The organism is Streptomyces sp. NPDC126497 (assembly GCF_040302425.1).
Lineage (GTDB): Bacteria > Actinomycetota > Actinomycetes > Streptomycetales > Streptomycetaceae > Streptomyces.
Genome location: NZ_JBEORT010000005.1, coordinates 15,356 through 28,516, shown reverse-complemented (window position 1 = coordinate 28,516; position 13,161 = coordinate 15,356). Strand labels below are relative to the sequence as shown.

The 13,161-nt window shown below is 74.2% G+C and carries 14 protein-coding genes and 1 riboswitch; of the genes, 7 read left to right on the top strand and 7 right to left on the bottom strand.

Annotated features, from left to right (window positions below):
• The first annotated feature begins 35 nt into the window (after window positions 1-35).
• From ABTY20_RS04660 to ABTY20_RS04650, 3 genes are all read left to right on the top strand, one after another.
• Window positions 36-890 (top strand): SDR family oxidoreductase, encoded by an 855-nt coding sequence (locus ABTY20_RS04660; protein ID WP_351995548.1) that lies wholly within the window; start codon window positions 36-38, stop codon window positions 888-890.
• Between the two features lie 172 nt (window positions 891-1,062).
• Window positions 1,063-2,088: an EamA family transporter RarD gene (rarD, locus tag ABTY20_RS04655; protein WP_351995547.1), complete on the top strand. Its 1,026-nt coding sequence runs from the start codon at window positions 1,063-1,065 to the stop codon at window positions 2,086-2,088.
• Window positions 2,089-2,126: 38 nt separating this feature from the next.
• Window positions 2,127-2,600, top strand: coding sequence for a VOC family protein (locus ABTY20_RS04650; RefSeq protein ID WP_351995546.1), 474 nt, complete (start codon window positions 2,127-2,129; stop codon window positions 2,598-2,600).
• A 33-nt stretch (window positions 2,601-2,633) separates the two neighbouring features.
• Here the strand turns inward: ABTY20_RS04650 and ABTY20_RS04645 are convergent, their stop codons facing one another.
• Window positions 2,634-3,824, bottom strand: coding sequence for a tetratricopeptide repeat protein (locus ABTY20_RS04645; RefSeq protein ID WP_351995545.1), 1,191 nt, complete (start codon window positions 3,822-3,824; stop codon window positions 2,634-2,636).
• A gap of 160 nt (window positions 3,825-3,984) precedes the next feature.
• On the opposite strand from ABTY20_RS04645, the gene ABTY20_RS04640 reads away from it, so the two are divergent.
• From ABTY20_RS04640 to ABTY20_RS04630, 3 genes are all read left to right on the top strand, one after another.
• A complete protein-coding gene (locus ABTY20_RS04640; protein WP_351995544.1) occupies window positions 3,985-4,479 on the top strand; it encodes a DUF6668 family protein in 495 nt (164 codons plus the stop codon).
• Entirely contained in the window at window positions 4,476-5,624 is a 1,149-nt protein-coding gene (locus tag ABTY20_RS04635; RefSeq protein ID WP_351995645.1) for an amidase, read from the top strand. The genes ABTY20_RS04640 and ABTY20_RS04635 overlap by 4 nt, the downstream gene beginning before the upstream one ends.
• A gap of 131 nt (window positions 5,625-5,755) precedes the next feature.
• A complete protein-coding gene (locus tag ABTY20_RS04630) occupies window positions 5,756-6,340 on the top strand; it encodes a flavodoxin family protein (RefSeq protein WP_351995644.1) in 585 nt (194 codons plus the stop codon).
• Window positions 6,341-6,383: 43 nt separating this feature from the next.
• Here the strand turns inward: ABTY20_RS04630 and ABTY20_RS04625 are convergent, their stop codons facing one another.
• The 5 genes from ABTY20_RS04625 to ABTY20_RS04605 form a co-directional block, all read right to left on the bottom strand.
• Window positions 6,384-6,590: a hypothetical protein gene (locus tag ABTY20_RS04625; RefSeq protein ID WP_351995543.1), complete on the bottom strand. Its 207-nt coding sequence runs from the start codon at window positions 6,588-6,590 to the stop codon at window positions 6,384-6,386.
• Window positions 6,591-6,637: 47 nt separating this feature from the next.
• Window positions 6,638-7,501, bottom strand: coding sequence for an ABC transporter permease (locus ABTY20_RS04620; RefSeq protein WP_351995542.1), 864 nt, complete (start codon window positions 7,499-7,501; stop codon window positions 6,638-6,640).
• Entirely contained in the window at window positions 7,488-8,474 is a 987-nt protein-coding gene (locus ABTY20_RS04615; protein ID WP_351995541.1) for an ABC transporter ATP-binding protein, read from the bottom strand. Before ABTY20_RS04615 ends, ABTY20_RS04620 begins: the two co-directional genes overlap by 14 nt.
• 42 nt (window positions 8,475-8,516) lie before the next feature.
• Window positions 8,517-9,737, bottom strand: a complete 1,221-nt coding sequence (locus ABTY20_RS04610; RefSeq protein WP_351995540.1) for a LolA family protein — start codon at window positions 9,735-9,737, stop codon at window positions 8,517-8,519.
• Between the two features lie 241 nt (window positions 9,738-9,978).
• Entirely contained in the window at window positions 9,979-10,989 is a 1,011-nt protein-coding gene (locus ABTY20_RS04605; RefSeq protein ID WP_351995539.1) for a polyprenyl synthetase family protein, read from the bottom strand.
• Between the two features lie 559 nt (window positions 10,990-11,548).
• Window positions 11,549-11,720: riboswitch (cyclic di-AMP (ydaO/yuaA leader) on the top strand.
• 3 nt (window positions 11,721-11,723) lie between these two features.
• On the opposite strand from ABTY20_RS04605, the gene ABTY20_RS04600 reads away from it, so the two are divergent.
• Window positions 11,724-12,203 carry a transglycosylase SLT domain-containing protein gene (locus tag ABTY20_RS04600; RefSeq protein WP_351995538.1) on the top strand — a complete coding sequence of 160 codons (480 nt, stop codon included), beginning with the start codon at window positions 11,724-11,726 and terminating at the stop codon, window positions 12,201-12,203.
• Here the strand turns inward: ABTY20_RS04600 and ABTY20_RS04595 are convergent.
• A complete protein-coding gene (locus ABTY20_RS04595) occupies window positions 12,167-13,039 on the bottom strand; it encodes an HAD family hydrolase (protein ID WP_351995537.1) in 873 nt (290 codons plus the stop codon). The genes ABTY20_RS04600 and ABTY20_RS04595 overlap by 37 nt on opposite strands.
• Window positions 13,040-13,161 lie beyond the last annotated feature (122 nt).

Sequence of the window (13,161 nt, the reverse complement as noted above, 5' to 3'; positions counted from 1 at the left end):
AACACCCGTACACATCCCCACAGGAGTCCCGCACCATGAGCATCGTCGTCACCGGCGCCACCGGACAGCTCGGCCGTCACGTCGTGGAGCAGCTGCTGGAGAAGGTTCCGGCCGAGCAGGTCACCGCCGTCGTCCGCAGCGCGGAGAAGGCGGCGGGTCTCGCCGCGCGCGGGGTGCGGATCGCGGTCGCCGACTACAACGCCCCCGAGACCTTCGACGGCCTGTTCGCGGCCGGCGACAAGGTCCTGCTGATCTCGGGCAACGAGTTCGACAGGGGCCGGGTGGGCCAGCACCGGGTCGTCATCGACGCCGCGAAGGCCGCGGGGGTCGCCCTGCTCGCCTACACCAGCGCGCCCGGCGCCCTGACCGCCGCGCTCGCCGACGACCACCGCGGCACCGAGGAGGCGCTGCTGGACTCGGGCGTGCCGTACGTGCTGCTGCGCAACGGCTGGTACCACGAGAACTACACCGAGAACCTCGCCCCGGTCCTGGAGCACTCCGCGGTCGTCGCCGCCGCCGGCGAGGGCCGGGTCTCCTCCGCCTCGCGGGCCGACTACGCGGCCGCCGCCGTCGCCGTGCTGACCGGCGAGGGACACGAGAACACGACGTACGAGCTGGGCGGGGACGAGGCGTGGAGCTTCGCCGAGTACGCGGCCGAGCTGAGCCGGCAGACCGGCAGGGAGATCGCCTACCACCCGGTCACGCCCGAGGCGCTCACCGGCATCCTGGCCGGCGCCGGGGTCCCCGGGCCGATGGCCGCCGTACTGGCGGGCGTGGACGCCTCGATCGAGAAGGGGGAGCTGGTCGTCGACAGCGGCGACCTGTCCCGGCTGGCCGGCCGCCCGACCACCCCGCTCGCCGAGGCCGTCGCCGCAGCGCTCAAGGGCTGACCGGAGGGCCGCCGGCCCCGCCACCCCCGCCCGTCATGACCGTATGCCGGTACGGACATGACGCGCGGGGGTGCCCGGCGTTACCGTCGTCCGGCGGGCACCGCGTGTGCGGGCTTCGCATGCGCGGGCTTCACGGGAGACAGGGCACGCGTCGGACACGAAGGAGGGTTCCGTGACCGGGAAGTCGGCCGCAGAGCGGCGCACAGGACTGTTGAACGGCTTCGCCGCGTACGGGATGTGGGGACTCGTCCCGCTGTTCTGGCCCCTGCTCAAGCCCGCCGGGGCGGTGGAGATCCTGGCCCACCGGATGGTCTGGTCCCTGCTCTTCGTGGCCGCCGCCCTGCTCCTCATACGCCGCTGGGCCTGGCTCGGCGAGCTGTTGCGGCAGCCGCGCAGACTGGCGCTGGTCACGGTCGCCGCGGCGGTCATCACCGTCAACTGGGGCGTCTACATCTGGTCCGTGAACTCCGGGCACGTCGTCGAGGCCTCCCTCGGCTACTTCATCAACCCGCTGGTCACCATCGCGATGGGCGTGCTGCTGCTGAAGGAGCGCCTGCGGCCCGTCCAGTGGGCGGCGGTCGGGGTGGGCGCCGCGGCGGTGCTCGTCCTCACCGTCGGTTACGGCCGGCCACCGTGGATCTCGCTCTGCCTCGCCTTCTCCTTCGCCACGTACGGACTGGTGAAGAAGAAGGTCAACCTCGGCGGCGTCGAGTCGCTGGCCGCCGAGACCGCGGTCCAGTTCCTGCCCGCCCTCGGCTACCTGCTGTGGCTGGGCGCCCGGGGCGATTCCACGTTCGCCGCCGAAGGGACCGGGCACGCCGCGCTGCTCGCCGCGACCGGGATCGTCACGGCGCTCCCCCTGGTCTGCTTCGGCGCCGCCGCGATCCGCGTGCCGCTGTCCACGCTGGGCCTGCTGCAGTACCTGGCCCCGGTCTTCCAGTTCCTGCTCGGGATCCTCTACTTCAAGGAGGCCATGCCGCCCGAGCGCTGGGCCGGCTTCGCGCTGGTGTGGCTGGCGCTCACCCTCCTCACCTCGGACGCGCTGCGCACCGCCCACCGGGCCGCCCGCGCGCTCGCCGGGAAGGCCGGCGCCGCCGGGACCGGCGTGCCGGCCGGCGCGGTGGGCGCGGCTCCGGCCCCGGACACCGGGAGCGTGCCCGTCGGGGCCGAGGCGGGCCGGCTGGAGACCAGGCCGTAGGACCGGACGCTGTCGGTGCCAGGACCTATAACGGGGGCATGACGCAGACACCGACACCGGCCACCCCCGTGCACTGGAAGATCGTCATCGACGCGGCCGACCCGCACGCGCAGGCCGACTTCTGGGCCGCCGCCCTCCGGTACGTGGTCGAGGACAACAGCGTGCTGATCGGAAGACTGCTGGGCGCCGGAGCAGTGCCGGCCGACCTCACCGTCGAGTCGCACGGCCGCCGGGCCTGGCGCGACCTGGCGGCGGTACGGCACCCCGACGACCCGTACGACGAGGAGAGCGGCACCGGCCGCGGACGGCGGCTGCTGTTCCAGCGCGTCCCCGAGGAGAAGACGGTCAAGAACCGGCTCCACCTCGATCTGCACCCCGGTGCCGGGCGCCGCGAGGAGGAGCTCGCACGGCTGGCGGGGCTCGGCGCGCGCGTGCTGCGGCAGGTGGAGGAGCCTTCCGGGGGATGGCTCGTGATGGCCGACCCGGAAGGCAACGAATTCTGCCTGCATTAGGGCCTTTGCCCGGTTCCCCGGGGCGGGGGCCGCTCAGGACCGCCGGGCGCGGGCGCGTTCGGTCAGCCGGCCCATGCGGGCGCGGGCGGACTCCAGTTCCTCGATCTCGTCGGCGGCGGGCCCGTCCTCGGCGGTGAGCCCGGTCCACAGGGCGATCAGCTCGTGCCCGAGCTCCAGTCCGAGCAGCGGGTCGCGCACCGCGCGCCATGCGGTCGCCGCGCTGCGGACGTTGCCGTAGGCGGCCTCCGCGTCCCCCGCGCGGCGGCAGATCGCGGCGAGGTCGAGGGAGATCCGGAAGGCACGCAGCGGCTCACCGCCCAGGTAGGCGATGTACGCGGCGAGCTCGCGCAGCCGCAGCACCTCCGGGTGCTCCGGCCCCAGGGTGCCCGAGGCCTCCGCGACGGTCTCCTCGGCCAGCCGGTCCGCCGTGTCGATCCTGCCCTCCCGCACGGCGCCGCTGATCCGCGCCATGGGCACGGCGAGGTGGTTCTCACCGGCGGGGGGCCCGTCGCCGAGCACCGCCTCCGCCACGGCGTCGAACCCGCGGGGCGGGGCGGGCCCGGGGTCGGGGTCGGGCAGGGGCTCGGGGACCGGTGCGGCTCCGTGGGCCCGGAGCCGGTCGGGGCGCGGCCCCGCGTCCATGGGCGGGGGCGGACCGAACGTGCCGGTGGGAGGCGCGACCGTGCCGGGCGGGACGACCTCCGCCGGCTCGGGCACGGCCCGCGGGGGGAAGGCCGGGGCGGCGTCCCGGGGGGCCTCCGGTCCGGGCACGGGACGCAGCGCGAAGGTGGGGGTGGAGTCCCCGGCGGAGTCCCGCGGGGGCGCCGGCTCGGGCACGGAGCGCAGGAGGTGCGTCGGCCGGTCCGGGCCGGTGGACTCCCGCGCCGTCCCCGCCGGGACCGTCCCCATCGGGACCGGCCGCGCCGTGAAGTGGCTGGAGCCGTCCGGGTCGACCCGGAGCGGGACGACGCAGCCGAGGCGCTCGTCGTGCACGGTGGCCAGGACGGCGTGACCGGAGGCGACGGCGATGCGGTGGAGGCGGTCCAGCACCGCCTGCTGGATCTCCTCGCCGGGCCCGGCGATCACCGTCACCCCGCCGACCGACGCCCCGCGCGTGTCCGCCCCGCCCACGGGGACACGGACGTCGATCGGCGCTGCCGCAAGGTTCGCCGCATGTGCGGCCTGCTGCTGTTCCCGCTTCTTCTCGCGGCTGAGTCGAGACATCGTTCCCTCATTCGGGTCGTACACCTACCGCCGAGTCTGTCCGCTCGCCCGCGCTTCTCACGTCACCGCGTTGTCACAGGCTCGTCCCAACGAACGCCCGCGCGGCTTTCCCGTCCGCCCGGCGGCATGAAGGATCGAGGCGGCGAGCAGGAGAGGGGACATGGGACAGGGACCGGAGATCTGGATCCGAGGGCCGGTGGCGGTACCGGAGGCGGCCCCGCCGGAGCCCGCCCCCGCACGGACGGCGGCGCGGCGCTTCTCCTGGGTCGGCCTGCACGGCGGCGCGGGCGTCTCCACGCTCGCCGCGGTCTACGGCGGTCATGACGGCGGACGCGCCTGGCCCGGCCCCGACGGTCCGCCGTCGGTGCTGCTCGTCGCCCGGACCCACGCCGCCGGTCTGGACGCCGTGCTCCCGGCGGTGGACACGGTCCGGCGCGGCGGGGCGCCGCGAGGGCTCGACCTGGACGCCGTGGTCCTGGTGGCGGACGCGCCGGGGCGGCTGCCGCGTCCCCTCGCCCACCGGATCCGGCTCATCGAGTCGGTGATCGACGTGTACCGCGTGCCCTGGGTCGACGCGTGGCGCCTGGGCGACCTGACCGGCCGGCCGCCCCGCGGGACGGAGCCGCTGGCCCGCCTGACGGGCGCGACGCGCTGAGCGGGGACCGGGCGCAGGAGATCGCGTCCGCCGTGCGCGGGCGGCGGCTGCGGGCCGTGGACGTGGTCGCGGAGGCGCTGGAGCGGATCGGGCGGGCCGATCCGGAGCTGTGCGCGTTCCTCGAGGTCTGGGACGAGCAGGCGCTGCGGCGGGCCCACGAGGTGGACGCGCGGGTCGCCGCCGGTGAGCGGCCGCCGCTGGCCGGGGTGCCGGTCGCGGTCAAGGGGCGGCACGGGCTGCGGGCGGCGAAGCCGCTGCTGGCGGCCGGCGCCGTCGCCGTGGGCGCCACCTCGGTGCCCGGTCCGGGAACGCCCTGGCGGACCTGGGGACTCGGGGCGCACGGCCGTACCGTCAACCCGTGGCGGGCGGACCGTACGCCGGGCGGCTCCTCGGCCGGGGCGGCGGTGGCGGTGGCGGCCGGGCTGGTGCCGCTGGCGACGGGCGGTGACGGCGCGGGCTCGGTGCGGATCCCGGCGGCGTGGTGCGGGACCGTCGGGCTGAAGGTCACGAACGGCCGTCTCCCCTCGGCCGACCGTACGGGGCTCGCGGCGCCCGGAGTCCTCACCCGCACGGCCGCGGACGCGGCGGCCTGGTGGCGGGTGGTGTCGGGGCGGCCCGTCGCGGCCGGGGCCCCCGTGGCCTTCCCCGTCGACGCCTGCTGGTCCCCCGACCTCGGCTTCGCCGACCCCGCCCCGGAGCCCGTCGCCCTGGCCCGGACGGCGGTGGACCGGCTGGTCGGCACCGGGGTCGTACGGCTCGTACGCCCCGCGCCGCCACCGCGGCTCCTCGATCCCGCCCCGGCCTGGCTCACCCTGCGCACTCCTGGCGCCGATCCCGTCGACGCCCACCGCGTCCGGGCGGAGAACGACCGGCGCCTGGACGCCCTCTTCGCCCGTGCCGGCCTGCTGCTCACCCCCACGGCGCCCACCGCACCGCACGGCCACGACGGCCCCGGGGCGGTCTACTCGACCGCCCTCACCTGGGCGTTCAACGTCAGCGGGCACCCCGCGCTGAGTCTCCCGGCCGGGTTCGGCGCCGACGGCTGCCCGGCGGGGCTCCAGCTGGTGGCACCGCGCGGGCGGGAGGAGCTGCTGCTCGCGGTGGCGACGGAGGCGGAACGGCGCGGAGGCACCGCCGCCCGCTGAACAGCCCGTGAGGCCGCGCCGTCCCCGTGCCATGCCGTCCCTTCCGACGGGCCACCCCGTTGACATATAAATGCACGCGCATATGATGCAGATGCCTGTAATTGACGTACGCCGAGTATCTGGGGATGATCATGACGCGCCGCTTCCTCTTCGTCCTGGGCAGCTCCCGCCCCGACGGCAACACCGAACTGCTGGCCCGCCGGGCCGCCGAACAGCTGCCCCCGGACGTGGAGCAGCAGTGGATCGACCTCGCCGCCCACCCCCTGCCCGACTTCGAGGACCTGCGCCACGACAGCGACCACACCCGTCCCACCGGGGGCAACACGGCCGCGCTGCTGGACGCCACCCTCGCGGCGACGGACATCGTGATCGCCTCGCCGCTGTACTGGTACTCGGTGTCCGCCCAGGCCAAGCGCTACCTGGACCACTGGGCGGGCTGGCTGCGCACCCCGGGACTGGACTTCGAGGCGACGCTGGCGGGGCGCACCCTGTGGGGCGTCACCGCGCTCGCGCACGAGGAGCCGGAGGTCGCCGACCCGCTGGTCGGCACGCTGAACAACTCGGCCGCGTACATGGGGATGCGCTTCGGCGGGGTGCTGCTCGGCAACGGCAGCAAGCCGGGCGACGTGCTGAGGGACACGGAGGCGCTGGCACGGGCCAAGACGTTCTTCGCCCGGGAGGCGCCCCTCGCCCGCTTCCCGTACGAGGCGGGCTGACGCCGGGCCGCCTCACCGGCCGAGCCGCTCCTCGCCCAGGACCTCACCGCCGATGCGGGCGGCGAGCCTCCGGGGGCGGTCCGGGGGCGATCGCGGCGAGCTGCCGCACCTCACGGACCGTCGCCGGTTCGGCGAACGGCCACACCTCGTCCTCGACGTCCTCCAGCAGCGTGCGCGGCCGCTCGGCCTGCCGGTACGCCTCGGCCGCGTCGGTGGTCCGCAGGACGGGGTACGCCCGTGCGTCGCCCACGGGCCGGACCGTCGCACGTCCCGGCCCGCCCGTGCCGGCGCGTTTCCCTACGCGGTGATGTCCTTCGCCGTGAACCGCGCCCACGCCGCCGAGCCGAACACGGCCGCGTAGAGGGCCTGGAGGCCGAGGTTCCTCGTCAGGTCGTCCCAGTAGACCGGCTCGCGCATCAGGTCGGCGAAGGACAGCCAGTAGTGGGAGAAGAGGTAGGGGTGCAGGGCGTGCAGCTGCGGGATCTGGTCGAGGATCTGGACCGTGATCAGCAGTCCGACCGTGGTCGCCATCGCCGCGATGCCGCTGTTGGTCAGCGTGGAGACGAACAGGCCGAGCGCCGCCACCCCGATCAGTGACACGGCGACGACCAGGGCGATCAGCAGGGCTCTGGCCAGTCCCTCGGAGAAGCCGATCCGGGTGCCGGAGATGGTCGTGAGGTCGCCCAGCGGGAACAGCAGCGCGCCGGTGGCCAGGGCCGAGACGGCGACCACCAGGGTGGCGACCAGGCAGAAGGCCATGACCGTCGCGTACTTGGTGAGCAGCAGGCGGCCGCGGCCCGCGGGGGCGACCAGGAGGTAGCGCAGGGTGCCGGCGTTCGCCTCGCCGGCGACGGCGTCGCCCGCGACCACCCCGACCGCCATGGGCAGGAAGAACGGCAGGGTGGCGGCGAGCGCGGTGAAGACCAGGAACAGTCCGTTGTTGGTGATCTGCGAGATGAACGCCGGCCCGCCCCCGCCGCCGGCCGACGAACCGTCACCGGTCTCGATCCGTACGGCGACGCCGACCAGGACCGGCACGGCCGCCAGCACCCCGAGCAGGGCGAGGGTGCGCCAGCGCCGGAAGGTGGTGAGCAGCTCGCTGCGCAGCAGCCCCAGGGCCCACAGCGGGCTCGCCTTCCGCACCGCTTCAGCCCGCGACATCGAAGCCCTCCCCGGTCAGCGCCACGAAGGCGTCCTCCAGCGAGGCCCGTTCCGCCCCGAAGCCGCGCACCCGGACCCCGGCCGTCACCAGCGCCGCGTTGACCTCGGCGAGGTCCCGCTCGGGCGCCTCACCGGTCACCCGTTCCCCGGCCACGACGACATCGGAGACCCCCTGTTCCTCGAGCACCCGGGCCGCGTCCGCCGGGTCCGGTGTGGTCACCACCAGCCGCCCGCGGGCGCCCGCGGCCAGCTCGGCGACCGGGCCCTGGGTGATCAGTCGGCCCCGGGCCATCACGGCGGCGTGCGTGCACACCTGCTCGATCTCGTCGAGCAGGTGGGAGGAGAGGAAGACGGTGGTGCCGTCCGAGGCCAGCTCGCGCACCAGCGTGCGGATCTCCCGCATGCCCTGCGGATCGAGGCCGTTGGTGGGCTCGTCCAGGACGAGCAGCCGGCGCGGCTGGAGCAGGGCGGCCGCCAGACCGAGGCGCTGCTTCATGCCGAGGGAGTACGCCTTCGCCCTCTTGCCGGCGGCGGCCGTGAGGCCCACCCGGTCCAGTGCGGCGGCGACGCGGGCGCGGCGGGTGCGCGGATCGGCGGTCGGGTCGGCGGCGTCGTAGCGCAGCAGGTTGTCCCGGCCGGAGAGGAAGCCGTACAGGGCCGGGCCCTCGATGAGGGCGCCGACGTGGGGCAGCACGGCGCGCGCGGAGCGCGGCACGGGGTGCCCCAGGACGTGCGCCGTGCCGGAGGTCGGTTCGATCAGGCCCATCAGCATGCGGATGGTGGTGGTCTTGCCGGAGCCGTTGGGGCCGAGGAAGCCGAAGACGCTGCCCGCCGGGACGGTCAGGTGCAGGCCGTCGACGGCGAGCTGCCCGCCGCGGTAGCGCTTGGTGAGCGCGCGGGTGACGATGACGGCACCGTCGTCCGCGGCCTGCCCGTCACGCCGTTCCCGCTCCGTGGCGGACGCCTCGCCCATCGGCTCCCTCGTTCCCTGTCGCGTCGTGAGGTTTCCGGGTCCTCACTTCCCCGCGTCGGCCGCCTTCACGAGCGCGTCCTTGGTGACGGCTCCCACGTAGGCCTTGCCGTCCTCGGTGATCAGGGCGTTCACCAGGCGGGTGCTGAACACCGTGCCGGTGCCGAACCCGCCCTCGACCCGGTCGCCGAGCGAGCCGAGGAAGCCGTCGAGGTCGCCGCCGGTGTCACCGGTGGGCAGGCCGGCGCCGGTGCCGTCCTCGTAGGCGACGATGGTGTTCCAGCCCTCGCCGATCGTCCTCGTCCCGTCGAGGCCCTTGGCCAGGTCCTCCTCGGACTTCGGGCCCCGCTCCGGCTTCCCCGGCTTCCCGGAGCGCTCCGGTGCGCCCTCCTCGGTCACCTTCGCGCCCTTGGGCGGGGCGAACGCGAAGGTCGACGCGTCGGGCCGGTCGAAGCTCACCTTGGTGAAGCCGACGTCCACGACGGCCGCGCCGCCGCTCGCCGGGGTGAGGGTGAACTTCAGCGGCAGGCCCGTCTCGTGGTCGACCGCGATGCTGATCGCGCCGACCGTGGAACCGGCCCGCTTCGGCTCGACGACCAGCTTGTACGCGTCCCGTCCGGCCACCTGGGCGGTGCCGTCGACGGTCACGGACGTGGTGTCGTCGACCGCCTTCAGCGCTTCCTCGGCGAAGTCCTCCGGGGTGGCGGGGGGCCGCTGCCCCCGGTCCTCGCCGGAGGTGTCGACCGTGCCGTGGTAGACCTCGTTGGACGCGCTGTCGTACCCCCAGACGTCCTCGCCGTTGTGGATCAGGCTGTACTCGGCGGCGTTCTCCAGGAGCGACAGCTTCTGCCGGTCCGGGCCGTCGACCGCGATCCGCAGCGTGTGCGTGCCGGAGGCCAGTTCGGTGAGCTTGGCGGAGGGGTCGGCCGAGGAGCCGCCCTCCTCGCCCTGCCCCAGGGCGCCGGAGGCGAGGCCGTTCTCCAGTCCGCCGAGGTTCGGCAGACCGAGGTCCGTGGTGATCTTCACCGTGCCGGACAGCCGCTCGACGTCCGACTGCGCGATCTTCTCGATGAGCTGCGCGGCGGTGATCTCCGGCAGGTCGGGGTCGCCGGAGTCGGCGAGCGCGGGGACGAGGCCGATGGTCGCGGCCGCCACTCCCATCACGGTGACCGGGACGAGGTACCGCGCGGCCCTGCGCCGTCCCGCTCCCGGCGCGCCGGCCGCCTCCCCCGCGGTCGTCGTCTTCTCGGATTCGTACGGTGCCATGTGTGCCCTACCTCCGTGGTCGGCGGCGGCTTCCGTCTCGTGTCCTCACACCAGTTCCGCTCTGAGCCGCCATTCTCACCCGAACCGGTGAGAAGTGGTGTTGTCCGTCGTGGTCCATCCGACCAAATCCGGCGGACGGATTCGTCAGCCTCCGGACGCAACTCCCCGTACTGCTGGGGTATGACACGCGGGACGGTTCCCTCCCCCGCCCCGTAGGGGTCGTGCGGGGGTCCGGGCCGGCTCAGCCCGCGCGGTGCACCACCGCGTCGCACAGCTGCACGAGCGCCCTCTTGGCCTCGCACTCCCGCAGCGGGGCCAGCGCCGCGCGCGCCTCCTCGGCGTAGCGCACGGTGTCCCGGCGGGCCTGCTCCAGCGCGGGGTGGGCGCGCAGCAGCCGCAGCGCCTCGGCGTGCCGGGCGTCGTCGGTGAGGTCGGAGTCGAGCAGCTCGCACAGGGCGATGTCCTCGGCGAGGCCCAGCCGGGCCGCCCGCTCGCGCAGCCGCAGCACGGGCAGGGTGGCGATGCCCTCGCGCAGGTCGGTGCCGGGCGTCTTGCCGGACTCGTGGGAGTCGGAGGCGATGTCCAGGACGTCGTCGGCGAGCTGGAAGGCGACGCCGAGCCGCTCGCCGTACTGGGTGAGCACGTCCACGACCGTCTCGTCGGCACCGGACATCATCGCGCCGAAGCGGCAGGAGACGGCGACCAGGGAGCCGGTCTTGCCGCCGAGCACGTCGAGGTAGTGGTCGACCGGGTCGCGGCCGTCCTGCGGTCCCGCGGTCTCCAGGATCTGCCCGGTGACCAGCCGCTCGAACGCCTCGGCCTGCACCCGCACGGCCTCCGGGCCGAGGTCGGCCAGGATGTGCGAGGCCCGGGCGAAGAGGAAGTCGCCGGTGAGGACCGCGACGGAGTTGCCCCAGCGGGTGTTGGCGCTGTCGACGCCGCGCCGCACCTCGGCCTCGTCCATCACGTCGTCGTGGTACAGCGTGGCCAGATGGGTGAGTTCCACGACCACGGCCGAGGGCACGACGCCGGGCGCGTAGGGGTCGCCGAACTGGGCGGCGAGCATCACGAGCAGGGGACGGAACCGCTTGCCGCCGGCCCGCACCAGGTGCTGGGCGGCCCCCGTGATGAAGGGGACCTCACTCTTGGTGGCCTCGATCAGCCCTTCCTCGACAGCCGTCATCCCGGCCTGGACATCGGCCTCCAGAGCCTGGTCCCGCACGCTCAGCCCGAACGGCCCGACGACGGTCACGAGGGGTCTCCTGTCTGCTGGTGTCCACTGGCGATTACACGGAATGTCGATAGGTCGCTGCCCTCACTCAAGTCAGCGTATCCGGTCACGTTTCGATCACCGCCAGCGCCCGGGGTTACGGGCAGGGCGGCGCGGGGCCGGCGCCGGATCGCTTTCACGCATCGACCACAACGGACATTCCACGACTTTCCAGGACGCGGCAACCCGCCTCTCGCCCCGCTCCCCGGACCCCGTCTCGCCACGCGGACCATCCTGCCCGCCCCGACGCCCGATTTGCCGTAAACACCGGCTTCATTCCTCTTGGCGAGAAATGCACTCGCGACCGGCCCCCCGTGAAGTGGGTCACGCACGATCCGGTACCCCCGCCACGGGCCGCCATTCCCCATCCCCCTTGACCGGCGGCCGAGTTGGCCCTCGATACCCATGAAGGATCAAGTGCCGCAAAACGCCCATTCCAAGATCAAAAGGCGTCTTATGTGATTCCCGGACTTGTTCCCGACATCTCCTCTCGCATACGTTCCGGGCCTGCCGGGTGGACGCCTAATCCTGCCGCCGCCCGCATCAACCGACGACGATCACTCACGACGGCAGGAGCGGGGGACCCAGGTAAGCCGCCGGACCGGACACCGCGCCGGGACGGCTAGGGGTGAAGCCATGCCCGCAGGGGCACGGCCGGGCACTCTCCCGCCCGAACCCGACAGCTCACCTCGCAGGCGTAGGAGAGGAACCCAGACATGCCTGCTTCCGGTCAGTACCGCCGCCGCCTCGCCCGCTCCCTCGCCGTCGCCGGCGCCGGCGTCGCCGTGGTCGCCCTGCCGCTGTTCGGGGCGACCGGCGCCTCCGCGGCCACCACCGAGCCGACGACGACCGCCGCCGGCTCCGTGACGGCGTACCCGGACGACCTCGACGGCTGGATCCGCGAGTCGCTGGACGTCATGGCGCAGAACGGCATCCCGGGCAGCTACGACAGCATCCACCGCAACATCATGCGCGAGTCCTCCGGCAACCCGTACGCCATCAACAACTGGGACTCCAACGCCGCCGCCGGCACCCCGTCGAAGGGCCTGCTGCAGATCATCGACCCGACCTTCGCGGCCTACCACGTGCCCGGCACCGCCTTCGACCCGTTCGACCCGGTCGCGAACATCACGGCGGCCTGCAACTACGCCGCCGACCGCTACGGCTCCATCGACAACGTCTTCGGCGCGTACTGAGCCACCCGCTGACGGGCGAGCGCCGTCGCCCCGCCGAACAGCCGCTCGAGGACGACGGCCACGCCGTCGTCCTCGTTCGACGCGGTGACCTCGTCCGCCACCGCCTTCAGCTCGGGATGCGCGTTGGCCATGGCGACGCCGCGGGCCGCCCAGTCGAACATGGGGACGTCGTTCGGCATGTCGCCGAAGGCGATCGTCCGCGCCGGGCCCAGCCCCAGGTGCTCGGCGGCCAGCGCCAGCCCCGTCGCCTTGGTCACCCCGCACGGCTGGAGCTCCACGGTGCCCGGCCCCGACATGGTGACCGTGGCCAGGGAGCCGACCACCGACCGGGCCGCCGCCGCCAGCGCGTCGTCGGACAGGTCCGGGTGGCGCAGCAGCACCTTGCTGATCGGCCGGTCCCACAGCTCGTCGCGCCGCTCGACGCGCACCGCGGGCAGGGTCGGGTGCGGCATCAGATAGCCGGGCTCGATCAGCGTCAGCCCGTCGACCCCGTCCTGGTCGACCGCGGCGCACACCTCCCCCACCTCGGCCTCGATCTTGCCGAGCGCGGCCTCCGCCAGCTCCCGGTCCAGCGTGACCGACCACAGCAGCCGGTCCGCGCCGGCGTCGTACACCTGCGCGCCCTGGCCGCACACCGCGAGCCCCGTGCAGCCGAGGTCGTCCAGGAGCGGCCGCACCCTGGGGGCCGGGCGCCCCGTCACCACGAGGTGCCGCGCGCCGGCCCGCTCCGCCCGCGCGAGCGCGGCGAGGGACCGGTCGGAGAAGGTGTCGTCGCCGCGCAGCAGCGTCCCGTCCAGGTCGGTGGCGATGAGTGAGTACGCGGTGGGTGCGGCCATGATCAGAGAATACGGACAACCCGACGGTCCGATTCGCCATGCCCGTTTCCGCTCGCTTTCGATGCGTTTCCCCTTCTTCGGACGCCAGGTAAGGACCGGTTCAGGACTCTTTCCCCGTTTGG

Coding starts and splice junctions, on each gene's coding strand:
- ABTY20_RS04660 (WP_351995548.1), top strand. CDS start 36: ATGAGCATCGTCGTCACCGGCGCCACCGGACAGCTCGGCCGTCACGTC.
- ABTY20_RS04650 (WP_351995546.1), top strand. CDS start 2,127: ATGACGCAGACACCGACACCGGCCACCCCCGTGCACTGGAAGATCGTC.
- ABTY20_RS04645 (WP_351995545.1), bottom strand. CDS start 3,824: ATGTCTCGACTCAGCCGCGAGAAGAAGCGGGAACAGCAGCAGGCCGCA.
- ABTY20_RS04640 (WP_351995544.1), top strand. CDS start 3,985: ATGGGACAGGGACCGGAGATCTGGATCCGAGGGCCGGTGGCGGTACCG.
- ABTY20_RS04630 (WP_351995644.1), top strand. CDS start 5,756: ATGACGCGCCGCTTCCTCTTCGTCCTGGGCAGCTCCCGCCCCGACGGC.
- ABTY20_RS04620 (WP_351995542.1), bottom strand. CDS start 7,501: ATGTCGCGGGCTGAAGCGGTGCGGAAGGCGAGCCCGCTGTGGGCCCTG.
- ABTY20_RS04615 (WP_351995541.1), bottom strand. CDS start 8,474: ATGGGCGAGGCGTCCGCCACGGAGCGGGAACGGCGTGACGGGCAGGCC.
- ABTY20_RS04610 (WP_351995540.1), bottom strand. CDS start 9,737: ATGGCACCGTACGAATCCGAGAAGACGACGACCGCGGGGGAGGCGGCC.
- ABTY20_RS04600 (WP_351995538.1), top strand. CDS start 11,724: ATGCCTGCTTCCGGTCAGTACCGCCGCCGCCTCGCCCGCTCCCTCGCC.
- ABTY20_RS04595 (WP_351995537.1), bottom strand. CDS start 13,039: ATGGCCGCACCCACCGCGTACTCACTCATCGCCACCGACCTGGACGGG.